Origin of the sequence: Anoxybacillus sp. FSL W8-0382 (assembly GCF_038003845.1) — a bacterium.
In the GTDB taxonomy this organism is placed as follows: Bacteria; Bacillota; Bacilli; order Bacillales; family Anoxybacillaceae; genus Anoxybacillus; species Anoxybacillus flavithermus_G.
On record NZ_JBBOPX010000001.1, the window covers coordinates 2,549,448 to 2,561,602 of the forward strand.

General features: G+C 41.4%; 6 protein-coding genes. 1 reads left to right on the top strand and 5 read right to left on the bottom strand.

Annotated features, from left to right (window positions below; genetic code table 11):
* Positions 1–93: 93 nt before the first annotated feature.
* Positions 94–279, bottom strand: a complete 186-nt coding sequence (locus NSS60_RS13535; RefSeq protein WP_340720902.1) for a hypothetical protein — start codon at positions 277–279, stop codon at positions 94–96.
* Between the two features lie 447 nt (positions 280–726).
* Entirely contained in the window at positions 727–6,090 is a 5,364-nt protein-coding gene (locus tag NSS60_RS13540) for an S-layer homology domain-containing protein (RefSeq protein WP_340720903.1), read from the bottom strand.
* Positions 6,091–6,440: 350 nt separating this feature from the next.
* Here NSS60_RS13540 and NSS60_RS13545 point away from each other — a divergent pair, with 350 nt between their 5' ends.
* Entirely contained in the window at positions 6,441–7,406 is a 966-nt protein-coding gene (locus tag NSS60_RS13545) for a C40 family peptidase (protein WP_340720904.1), read from the top strand.
* Positions 7,407–7,519: 113 nt separating this feature from the next.
* Here NSS60_RS13545 and NSS60_RS13550 read toward each other — a convergent pair whose 3' ends face one another.
* The 3 genes from NSS60_RS13550 to NSS60_RS13560 all read right to left on the bottom strand — a co-directional run bounded on the left by NSS60_RS13550 (position 7,520) and on the right by NSS60_RS13560 (position 11,923).
* The gene (locus tag NSS60_RS13550; RefSeq protein WP_230456262.1) at positions 7,520–7,885 is read right to left on the bottom strand and encodes an S-layer homology domain-containing protein; all 366 of its coding nucleotides are present in this window, start codon (positions 7,883–7,885) and stop codon (positions 7,520–7,522) included.
* Positions 7,798–8,382 (bottom strand): hypothetical protein, encoded by a 585-nt coding sequence (locus tag NSS60_RS13555; RefSeq protein WP_340720964.1) that lies wholly within the window; start codon positions 8,380–8,382, stop codon positions 7,798–7,800. Before NSS60_RS13555 ends, NSS60_RS13550 begins: the two co-directional genes overlap by 88 nt.
* Before the next feature lie 103 nt (positions 8,383–8,485).
* Positions 8,486–11,923 (bottom strand): S8 family peptidase, encoded by a 3,438-nt coding sequence (locus NSS60_RS13560; RefSeq protein ID WP_340720905.1) that lies wholly within the window; start codon positions 11,921–11,923, stop codon positions 8,486–8,488.
* Positions 11,924–12,155: the final 232 nt, after the last annotated feature.

Below are 12,155 nucleotides of genomic sequence, written 5' to 3' on the forward strand. Positions count from 1 at the left end.
CTCCGTCAATGATGGTGCGATGGTATTTTGCCATTTTCCCTTCCCCTTTCATTTGGTCTAGCCGTGAGATTCTCGGACGAACATCCGCCAATCTTAGACATATATTTCGTAAGCGATTGGCTCTCCGTTCTTTATCCACACTTCGTACAGCTTCTTTCTCGTCTCCTCATTGACGACCACTTCGGCAATCCATTCGTATCCTTCTGCATCCACGTACATTAGTGCCTCTAAAAGCAGCGGGTTCGGCAACTTCTCTAGGTGCTCTGCGGGAACAAGCATCCTCAAAATGCAGAAAAAGAAACAGAGAGCCACTAACGACTCTCTGTCTCTATCAATCTTCGACAATCTTCGGGGCGTGACAGGCACGCTTATTCATACAAAAAAGACGAGAGGTGCACCTAACTATATTGTATTGCGAAACATAAAAATTATGATTACACGAGTATAACAGAAAAAGAAACAGAGAGCCAACTATGACTGACTCTCTGTCTCTATCAATCTCCGACACCCTTCGACAGGTGACAGGCACCGGACCATGAGACACTGAAAAAAGACGAGAAAAGGAAAGGAATCAGAACTGTTTCGCTCTGATTCCTTCACGTTAACTGAATTTATACTGTCTACCTTTCGGATCGCAGTGCACAGGCACCGTACCAAGGCAAAAAGAAAAGCCCCGCAGAGATTTCTCTCCGCAGAGCTTTTCACAGTAACAGGGCACTTATTCCATTACGATTGTTTAGCAGTAAATGTTATAAATTCACCTGTTGTTCCTGCAGGGTTGCCAGCTAAATCAAGCACCTTAGTAGCATCAACTTTAACTGTATCGACAGTTGCAAGAGCAACATCAGCATCTTTACCAAAGTTAACAACCCAAGTAGTTGCATATCCATTACTATCTGGTTTTACTGCAGTAACTGAAGCACCAGTTCCAAATGTTAATGTCTCTTTTGTAGAAGGCTTAACAGCAGTAATATCTTCAATTGTAAAGCCTTTAACAGGTTCAGAGAACTTAATAGTTACTTGACCAGGAGTAGACCAGTCAGAATCAGCAGTAACTGCTTTGGTTGGAGCAGTTTTATCGATTACATTTAAGCCGCTAGTAGCTACAAGGGCTGCTGTTTTAGCTCCATTAGTTAATGTGATTGCATCTGCATCAGCATATAGAGATACAACATTTGCAGTTGTGTCAGCATCTGAACCATCGAATTTACCATCAGTAGTTACGTTGTTATTTAATGTTAATGTTGCAGTCTTACCATCATCTGCAATTGATACTTCCGTTACTCGTAAACCTGGAATCAAAGCAGTTGCACTTTTGTTTTCAGTGAACTTAATTTTGTTAGCATCAATTCCGCTAAATAGGTAGCCAGACTTAGCGTAAAGTTTTAATTGGTTTTTGCTGATAACTTCAACTTTATCAACAGCTTCTGTAAACGCAGGAGCTGACACGAATTCAGAAATTAATCCCGCTTCACCAAGGTTAGCGTTTACTTGTGTGCTAGATAAAGTATTGCCAGCAGCATCTTTAACCGCAATGACACGCAAATCAGTGTTATTAGCAAACGTTAATTGAGTATCAGAAGAACCACTGTTCACAGTAATTGTTACTGATTTGTTGTCGCCTGCTGGTGTTAATGTAACTGTACCAGGAACATCAGCTAACGGAGTACTGTTAATTAAGTAGTTAGCTTTATTTGTTAATGTAGCAACATCCATTGCTTCGCTGAAGTAGATAGTTACCTTGCTATCTTTAACGTCAGCGTCTGAGTTGAAATCTGTTCCAGCAGTTTCATTTACATACTCAACTTTTGTGATAGTTGGAGCTACTTTATCATTTAATGTAACAGAGAATGTAGCTTCTGCAAATTTGTTTTTACGAATGCTTAAATCTGTTACATTGTCTTTTAAAATCTTAATAGTGTGGGCACCAGATAATGATGAACCATCTGTGATTGTTAATACATAAACCTTATCGCTTGGTACACCGTCAATCACTTTCTTAGCAACTGTTACAGTGTTAGAAAGCTTTTTGTTGTCTTTATCATATAATTCAACAGTATTTGTTCCAGTGAAACCTGTAACATCTTCAGAGAATGTAACCTCGATAGTGTTGTCAGAGTTTACTTTTACATCTGTTACAGTTGGAGCTGTTGTATCATCTACAGCTTTGAAAATGAATGTTTTAGCGTCTTTCACTTCGTTACCGTAGTTGTCTTTAATACCTTTGTATTCAAGTTTAGCTTCTACAACCGCAGCAAGGTTTAAAGAAGAACCTAAAGTTAACTCGTAAACTTTACCGCCTTCTTTAGCAGTAGCAGCTGTTACAGCGGTTCCGTTTACTTTAATGTTTGCTAAGTTAGATTGTACAGTAGCGTTGTCAACTGGCTCGTTGAATGTAACTTTTACTTTATCTTTGTTTAATACTTCTACAGCAGTTACTTCAGGAGCAGTTGTATCTGCTGGAATGTTTACAGTAAATTCTTTTGCTGCAATCGGTAATTTAGCAGTAAATGTTATAAATGCACCTGTTGTTCCTGCAGGGTTGCCAGCTAAATCAAGCACCTTAGTAGCATCAACTCTAACTGTATCGATAGTTGCAAGAGTAACATTAGCATCTTTACCAAAGTTAACAACCCAAGTAGTTGCATATCCATTACTATCTGGGTCTACTGCAGTAACTGAAGCATCAGTTCCAAATGTTAATGTCTCTTTTTTAGAAGCCTTAACAGCAGTAATATCTTTAATTGTAAAGCCTTTAACAGGTTCAGAGAACTTAATAGTTACTTGACCAGCAGTAGACCAGTCAGAATCAGCAGTAACTGCTTTGGTTGGAGCAGTTTTCTCAGTAATCCGAGCCTTGTTATCTCCGTCCATTACATCTTTAACAGTAAATGTAGTTGCAACGTTTGAAGCTGAATCTGTGATGTAACGACCATCTTTAAGCTCAACAGTAACATTAGCATCCTTAACGCCTGGTTTAACAATCTTAATCTCAAGTTTTTCGTCACCTGAGGCAGAGTCAGCTACAGTGTAGTCACCAGCTGCAGGGTTAAGAACTGTACCGTCTGCAAGTTTAACTACTAAGTCACCTGCTAAACCTACAGGGTTAGAGAACGAAACTGGTTCGTCAAATGTTAATACGATTGTGTCAGCATTTGTTGCATCTTTAGTTACTGTGCTGATAGATGGAGCAGTTTTATCGATTACGTTTAAGCCGCTAGTAGCTACAAGGGCTGCTGTTTTAGCTCCATTAGTTAATGTGATTGCATCTGCATCAGCATATAGAGATACAACATTTGCAGTTGTGTCAGCATCTGAACCATCGAATTTACCATTAGAAGTTACGTTGTTATTTAATGTTAATGTTGCAGTCTTACCATCAGCTGCAATTGATACTGCCGTTACTTGTAAACCTGGAATCAAACCAGTTGCACTTTGGTTTTCAGTGAACTTAATTTTGTTAGCATCAATTCCGCTAAATAGGTAGCCAGACTTAGCGTAAAGTTTTAATTGGTTTTTGCTGATAACTTCAACTTTATCAACAGCTGTTGTAAACGCAGGAGCTGATACGAATTCAGAAATTAATCCTGCTGCGCCAAGGTTAGCGTTTACTTGTGTGCTAGATAAAGTATTGCCAGCAGCATCTTTAACCGCAATGACACGCAAATCAGTGTTATTAGCAAACGTTAATTGAGTATCAGAAGAACCACTGTTCACAATAATTGTTACTGATTTGTTGTCGCCTGCTGGTGTTAATGTAACTGTACCAGGAACATCAGCTAACGGAGTACCGTTAATTAAGTAGTTAGCTTTATTTGTTAATGTAGCAACATCCATTGCTTCGCTGAAGTAGATAGTTACCTTGCTATCTTTAACGTCAGCGTCTGAGTTGAAATCTGTTCCAGCAGTTTCATTTACATACTCAACTTTTGTGATAGTTGGAGCTACTTTATCATTTAATGTAACAGGGAATGTAGCTTCTGCAAATTTGTTTGTACGAATGCTTAAATCTGTTACATTGTCTTTTAAAATCTTAATAGTGTGGGCACCAGATAATGATGAACCATCTGTGATTGTTAATACATAAACCTTATCGCTTGGTACACCGTCAATCACTTTCTTAGCAACTGTTACAGTGTTAGAAAGCTTTTTGTTGTCTTTATCATATAATTCAACAGTATTTGTTCCAGTGAAACCTGTAACATCTTCAGAGAATGTAACCTCGATAGTGTTGTCAGAGTTTACTTTTACATCTGTTACAGTTGGAGCTGTTGTATCATCTACAGCTTTGAAAGTGAATGTTTTAGCGTCTTTCACTTCGTTACCGTAGTTGTCTTTAATACCTTTGTATTCAAGTTTAGCTTCTACAACCGCAGCAAGGTTTAAAGAAGAACCTAAAGTTAACTCGTAAACTTTACCGCCTTCTTTAGCAGTAGCAGCTGTTACAGCGGTTCCGTTTACTTTAATGTTTGCTAAGTTAGATTGTACAGTAGCGTTGTCAACTGGCTCGTTGAATGTAACTTTTACTTTATCTTTGTTTAATACTTCTACAGCAGTTACTTCAGGAGCAGTTGTATCTGCTGGAATGTTTACAGTAAATTCTTTTGCTGCAATCGGTAAGTTTGCATAATCTTTAAGATTTGCAACTTTAATCTTATGGTTACCAGCAGTTAAAGCTGTGTTAAGAGTTAAAACTACTTTGTTTTTAGTATCGATGTCTGTAAGAGTTGGAGTTGCATACGCATTAATACCATCGATTTGAACAATATCTGTTAGCACAGCTGCTGAAGTCGGGAATTGACCAGCACCGCTACCAGTTTGGATTGGCTCAGAGAACACAATTTCTAATGTTTTTGGAGATGTAGCAGTTACGCTTTCTACAGTAGGCAAAGTTGTATCTACTACAGATACAGTTTTCTCTGCTTTCTCAACTTTCTTAGTAGAATCGCCTTTAACTTCAACGTTTTCTACTACAACTTTGTATTCTTTTAATTGAGAATAGCTACCATTGTTTGTAATTAATAATGTTTTGTTATCGTCTAATAAGTTTAAAGTTACGCCTGATAACAATGTGTTACCATCGTATACTTTAACATTTGAAGAAGTGATAGTTTTCTTCTCTACCTCTCTGTTAAATTTAACTACGATGTTTTTAAGGTTATTCGCACTTACACTTTCAACCTTAGGCGTTACAACAGGTACATTAACTTTCGCTTTGTCTGTTGTTTGACCTTTGTAAGATACGCTGTAAGATTTGCCTTCTTGTAACGCTGTTTTTGTTTTGATCACAACAACTGTTGTTTTTGCTTCAGCAGCTGCTGCAGCTTTGATCGATACAGACTCAATTTCAACGCCTTGGATGGCGAAGTCTTCTTTTTTCACTTCTTTCAATTCGCCGTTGAATGTTACTTCTAATGTTTTTTCGTCAACAAGTTTTACCGCTGTGATATCAGCTGCGGAAACTTCTTTTTTCACATTCATCGCACGTACAACGAATGAAGCGAATTGACCGCGTGTGACGTTTTGTTTTGGTGCAAATTCTGTGTTTTTCGTTACACCGTTTGCTTCTAATGTTTGAATGTACTCACGCGCCCATGAGCCAGCTTTGTCAAGGTCCGTAATTTTTGTTGTGTAGTTTGCTGGTTTTGTTAATTTGAACGCTTCAACAACGACTTTCGCCATTTGCTCGCGAGTGATGTTTGCGTTCGGGTTGAAGTTTCCTTTTTCGTCTCCACCCATGACGCCAGCAGCTTTCACGATCGCAACAGCTTCTGCTAATTCAGCTTTGCTCGCTGGAACGTCTGGGAAGCCTGCACCTTGCTCAGGAGCTTTGACACCTGCATCTTTTAAAATGCGTGAGAAGATGATTGCAGCTTCACCGCGTGTTAACGGTTTGTTTGGTTTGAATGTACCGTCTGCATATCCTTTAATGTACCCTTTTGCAACTAATGTTGCGATATCATCTGCATGCACGCTTCCTGCTACGTCTGTGAAAGACGCGCTTGCTACTGGTGCGATCGCTGAAGCAACAACTGCTGCAGAGACTGTACCAGCTAAAAATTTGCGATAAGACTTTGGTTGGTAAGCCATCGACATATTTCCTCCTTTTGTTTCTCTTTCTATTTAAGTTTAGCTAAATTTAAGAGATATGTATGTTCTCTCTATAAAACTCTTAAACTTAGCGAGTGAACGACTACAAGCTACATTATAATTTTTTCCATAATTAAAGTCAACCATTTTTTGAATGACTTTTCTTTGTAGTCTTCCACCTATTCACCATTTTACCTAATGTTCGACTTTTTTCAATACCTCCCTACGTAACTTTTTGACAAAAACTTTTGTTACATAACTGTAAAGTTACGATTCTCCTATTTATGATACACTTGGAATTGTGTAAAAATGTCGAAATATAAAAATAATGACGGAGCGAGGTGTGACGGGTGAGGCGGTTTGTTTCAGCATTGCTTTTGTTTTTTCTTTTCCCTTCCTTCGCTTATGCAAGCGAAAGCTACGATCGGCTCATCCCACTAGCGAAAAAATATGTTGGGGTGCCGTACCAATTCGGTGGAAGTTCGGAAAAGGGGTTTGATTGTTCGGGGTTTACGCGCCATGTGATGAGCAGACTTGGCGTGACGTTAGCGCGCACGACAGCGGAACAATATAAACAAGGAAGCGAAGTAAAGAAAGAAGATTTACGAGTCGGTGATCTCGTCTTTTTTGAGACGTATAAAAAAGGGCCGTCGCATGCAGGTGTTTATATTGGAGGTAATCAATTTATTCACGCGAGCTCATCCAAAGGCATTACGGTCACCTCATTAGACGACTCTTACTATAAAAAGCGATACATAGGAGCAAGACGCGTGCTTGCATACGTGCAGGCTGCTGGGCAGTTTCAAGATGTCGGAAACGATTTTTGGGCAAGTAAAGAAATTGAGGCGTTAGGTAAAAAAGAAATGGTGCTTGGATATGCGAAAAGCTACTTTAAGCCCGATGAAGTGATGACGCGCGCAGAAGCTGCCGGGCTGATCGCAACGTACTTTAACTTCAACATGAACAATCGGAAAGAAACGTTTTCTGACGTACCGAGCGATCATTGGGCTGTCGGTGCGGTGAACGCCCTTGCGAAAGAAAATATTGTCGATAGAAACAATAAGCCGTTTCAACCCGATGAACCGTTAACGCGCGAACAATTAGCGATGTGGTTTGCGGAAGCATGGAAGTTGAAGCGTGGGGCGGATGTGCCATTTACCGATGTGAAAGAAACAGATGCGGCGTATGATGCGATTGAAAAACTTGTCGCATCAGGCATCGCGAACGGCTACGAAGACGGAACGTTTCGTCCGAAAGAGACAGTAACACGTGCGCAATTTGCAGTATTTTTCTATCGTGCGATGAATGCAAAATAGCGAGGAAGGACAAGCCTTCCTCGCTATTTTTTATCGAGCGTTCGCTTTAAAAAGAGGGCAAACTGTCCGCGTGTCACCACGTCGTTCGGGCGATACGGATTGTTGATCGTAATTCAATTATAAAAAAGCGTATTAATTGGCTCATACGCCCAGTGAGAAAAAGGAACATCGACAAACGGTTGATTCGTCTTCGGCTGTTCGTACACATCGGCATATACCCTCGTTAAAATCGTTGCCATTTGGGCGCGAGTAATATAATCGTTCGGATATAGCTTTCCGTTATATCCTGTAAGCAATCCGTATGCTTCGGCAATCGCCATCTCTTTATACCACGGATCGGTCGGTTTGACGTCTTTTGCTTTCACGACATATCCTTCAGGAAGCGTTAACTTCAGTTCACGAATCGGCATAAGCGCGGCATGGCGGCGGAGTAGCCGTTCGTTTGGACGAAACGTTCCATCAGGGTATCCTGAGATAATCCCTCGTTCCGATAATAATTGTGCAGCCTCTTGCAATTCCTCCCCAACGACGTCCGGAAAAAGTGGCGGTGTAGAAACAAGCGAACCGATTGTTCCGTATTGGACACGTAACGTCGCTGAACCGCGATTAAATCCTTTTGTTGTCGGCTGGACGACGCGAAATAACGCTGTAATTGCGCAAAATATTGTCCGAGCATGCTTTCGCCTGCGGGATAGTCTGGGAAAACTTTTACGCTTCCGAGTAACGAAAGCTCCGTCCCATGTTTATTTTTTAATAACTCTTGCTCAAGTTGGGCAAGCTTCGTTGCATTCCAATAGACGCTATAGCTTTCAAATATGACGCCACTCGTTCCTTTATAGCGCGCAATGAGCGGATAGTAATCTTCATACGCTTGCGCTTTCGCTTTATTCGTTAAATCAACGACATCGGCATGCGCTGGCGTTTGAAAAAAGAACAAAAAAACGAACATAAACAAGACGAACGGCATACGACGCATATCGACCACCTCATTCTATCAATCTACATTTATCTTAACACGGTTTCGTACATCACGTAGCTGGAAAATGATAAAGGCTGCCTAATTACAGACAGCCTTTATGTCATCTATTTTTTATAATCGAGAGCGTATATGGGTTGGCGTTTGGCCGAGCAAGCGATTCTTCGACGACGACATAGTACGTTCCTTTTTTCAAAGATAGCGTGCCGATTTCAGCATCGCCATCACCGTAATAGTCGTACGTTTGAACGACCCGTCCTTTCGCATCAAAAATGGAGATAACGCCATCCATCGTGCCTGGTACATCGAGTTTAAATGTAAATGTGCCGTCTTTTGCAACGACGAATTTGTATGCGTCTTTGTCGCCGTAATCAACAACGTTCATATACCCTTTCGCTTCGTACGTATTTCCTTTTTTATTTAGCGAAAGCGGTTTGGACGGCACATTGTTTTTCATGACAGATGATGCATCTTCATCTTTTTTATTGAGCGACTGAATACCAAAGTTATACGACTGAAGCAACAATCCATCCCTCATAAGCGGATTGACGATAAAGAAATATCCGACATTTTTCTTCGCTCGGAACGAACCGTTTACGTCGTATAACGGGCTCCGATCGTTTGGATAAAACGTGACAGCTTTATTGTATTCGTCCTCGTCAATCGTCATATTTCCGTTCGTATCTTCAACAACAGATACGATTGGAATTAATGTGCCGCGCAACGCTTTCGGAAGCGATGCGTTTTGTTTGCTTGGTTTTGCATAAAACGTCAACAGTTCGGTCGCTTTCTGATGTTTGTAGTAATAGTAATCGCTGTCGTTTGGAAGGACAAGGTTTCCTTTTTTCACATCATTGACGTTCATAACGGTTGCTTGAATTGGTTCGTTATTTTTTTCGTTTTTATCTGTCGGTGCGTCGAGCAATTTTTTCGATGTGATGACATACGGATCGGCAACTGGTCGATAGTAGTCATTTTGTACTGACATGTAATACGTTTTTCCTTCTTCGAGAATGAGCGTCCAGTCGGATTGTTTTTTCCCTGTCATCGAATCGAATGGGTAGAACGGGTTGACTGGCACAAGATCGTCTTTTTTCTCATCGTATTCAAACAAAACGGCTGACGGCATCATATCGTCAGGTGTTGCGAATGAAAATTGATATATCGCTGTTTTCGGTACCGTTAACTTGTAAAAATCTTGGTCGTAGCTAAATTGAATAAACGCCTCGGCGCGATCGCCGATGTTGTAAGGTAGAGCATTTTCTTTAATTTGTGCGACTTGTTTGTTTTCAAAGTAGCTCCAGCTTCCGTCATCGCCAATGGTAATGATGTCGTCTGGTTTGCGCATATTGACGGCCGCTTTTTTGGCTTGTTCCACAGCCCCTTCTTCCGACGACATCGGTTCACGTGCTGGGAGGCTGTCTTCATCTTGTGGGAGCGTAATCGCCTCGGCGCTTATTTGATACGGGATTGCTGAAGCGGTTGCTTCTTTTACTTTGTTGCTTGACATTGCCATATCAGGCACCATTGGATAAAATCCGTCCATCGGTTCGCTTGACGCTTCGAGCACATATTCGACGCCCGGTTGCGCTTCAAACGTCATCGTCTCCCCTTTGCCGACGCCGTTGTTGTTTCCTGACGCGATCGGGAACGGTATTTCTTCATATTTCGCATCTGGATCGACTGGACGATACAAGTCTTCCGCTACATATACGTGTAAAGAAGAGTCGATGCCCGGCACAGGAGACAGTTGAAACTTCACGGTTGTCGGCTCTGCGACGGTAAATTGGAAGTAGTCGCGGTCGCTTTCATTGTTTTCTGGAACGAACGTTAAGTTTTCTAAAGAAAACGGTAATTGTTCAATCGTCGCTGGGTTTTCTTTCGTCAAGCCATCGTCCGCAAGTTCTGTAAACGACTGGACAGCTAACGTATATGTTGACTTTCCTTGTAAATTGTAGTTGCCGTTCGCATCTGTGACTCCGATCGCAAGCACACCTGGTTGTTTTGCTGTGAATAGTTTCGCTTCCATTTCACCTGCGCGGCCGTCATTCACTTGAATCGGCTTTTCAGACGTTGTTTTTCCTTCAGGATAGAAGCGGAAAACGAGCTTATAGTCGTACGTCTCTGCTCCTTCTAATAGCGCTTGCACGCTTTCACCTTGTTGGACGTTTACTTTCACCCAATGCATTTCCTCTGGCTTTGTGAACGAACCTTGTTTCACATACAGTTCTTTCGCATCAATGACTGGCGCTTTTGCTAAAATCGTTTCATCGTTCCATTTTTCTTGTTGCGGTACGTTTTTTATGTTATATTGTAGCGCTGCAACTGGATTGACTAGGCCGTTGCCGTACGTTAAGTCGTATCCTTTTTCACCTAAATCCGTTGCGGTGCGCTCTAAAATCCATTCCACTTGATATGGTTTTAAATTCGGATATTTCGATAAAAGAAGCGATGCTACGCCTGCAACGACGGGTGATGCCATCGACGTTCCACTTAGCTCTGCAAAAGACGAGCCTTTCGCATGGTCGTAAATCGGGCTATATACGTCCGCCCCCGGTGCAACGAGGTCAACGGACGGGCCATAGTTTGAAAACTCAGCAAGTTTATTTTTGCTGTCGGTTGCCCCCACGCTAATGACACCTTCATATGCAGCTGGAGTGGAATACATATCGGTCGCGTCGTTTCCTGCTGCGGCAACGACGGTAATGCCTGCATCAATCGCTTTTTGAACAGCTTCTTCTAAAATCGGTGAGCTAAAATAGCCGCCAAGGCTCATATTAATGACTTTTGCCCCTTTTTCAATCGCATATAAAATACCTTGGGCGATCGTATAATCGTTCGCTCCAAGTCCCCCACCAAACACGTCAATCGGTAAAATTTTTACGTTCGGATTCACACCATGCGCCCCAACACCGTTATTAGCATTGGCACCGATAATGCCTGCGACATGTGTCCCGTGCACGTCTTTGATTGGCGCACCTGCTGGGTTCATCGCATTGTAAGCAGGAAGGAGGTGTCCTTTTAACTCTGGATGTTTCGTATCCATACCTGTATCAATGACCGCGACAGTCACGCTATGTTTTCCCGCGAGCTTGATCGCTTTGTCCACATTTAACAGCGACAGTAAATACATATGGTCTGCTTTCGGATCAAGGGAACCGAGCCGTTTGTATGTAAAACTTGGGGTCACGCTTTTGACGGCTTTTAATTTCGCATAGTTTCTCATTACCTCTTGCAAACTTTTCCCTTTTTTCACTGTCACAACATCATATCCTAGTTGCGGAAACGACTGTTTTAATGTCGCTCCTAAACTACGATGTACCGCCGTTGGAATTTTTTTATTGTACTTTACGATGAGCGTATCGGTGCTCACTTGGTTTTGTGCATCTTCGAACTTTTTGTACGCAAGTGAAGCCGATGCTGTCGTCGTTTGTTTTTTCCACTGTTCGATTGGCGCTTCCGTCGACGCTTGGGCGAACGTTGGTACGATAAGTGATGAAGCTAAACTAATCGATAATGCGGTTTTCTTCCATTTTTTCATAAAAAAGCCTCCTTAAAGAGAATGTAACAAGAATGTAACAAGAATGTAACATATGTATTCGCCACGGAAGGTAAATACACCTGCTATTAACGAAAAAAAGTTTCATATTTTGATAAATTGTCCTAATAAACTCACAATATCATCTAACAAACAAAAAGTAAAGAAATATTTTCCGGGTCGTGAAACATTTTGAGAACAATGGTATACTGTACGTTGAAACGATTTGATTTAC

Coding starts and splice junctions, on each gene's coding strand:
- NSS60_RS13535 (WP_340720902.1), bottom strand. CDS start 279: ATGCTTGTTCCCGCAGAGCACCTAGAGAAGTTGCCGAACCCGCTGCTT.
- NSS60_RS13540 (WP_340720903.1), bottom strand. CDS start 6,090: ATGGCTTACCAACCAAAGTCTTATCGCAAATTTTTAGCTGGTACAGTC.
- NSS60_RS13555 (WP_340720964.1), bottom strand. CDS start 8,382: ATGCGTCGTATGCCGTTCGTCTTGTTTATGTTCGTTTTTTTGTTCTTT.
- NSS60_RS13560 (WP_340720905.1), bottom strand. CDS start 11,923: ATGAAAAAATGGAAGAAAACCGCATTATCGATTAGTTTAGCTTCATCA.